1 pseudogene is annotated in these 221 nt (G+C 45.7%); it reads right to left on the minus strand.

What is annotated here, in order from left to right:
* Window positions 1-221, minus strand: a pseudogene (locus tag HJY11_RS14155) (translation elongation factor Ts); the annotation flags it as partial.

Consider the following 221-nt stretch of genomic DNA (forward strand, 5'->3'; position numbering starts at 1 on the left):
TCACCTGAAGGCATTGTCAAAGCAAGAGCTTCTTCGTTGTTAGCTGGTTTACCTTCAGCGATGACTTTCGCTGTTGCGTTTACCAACTCAACGAATTGAGCGTTTTTCGCAACGAAGTCAGTTTCAGCATTTACTTCAACTACTGCTGCAACGTTACCGTTCACATAAACACCAGTCAAACCTTCAGCGGCAACACGGTCAGCTTTCTTAGCTGCCTTAGC

The sequence above is a fragment of the Bittarella massiliensis (ex Durand et al. 2017) genome, assembly GCF_017566145.1.
Taxonomy (GTDB): domain Bacteria; phylum Bacillota; class Clostridia; order Oscillospirales; family Ruminococcaceae; genus Bittarella; species Bittarella massiliensis_A.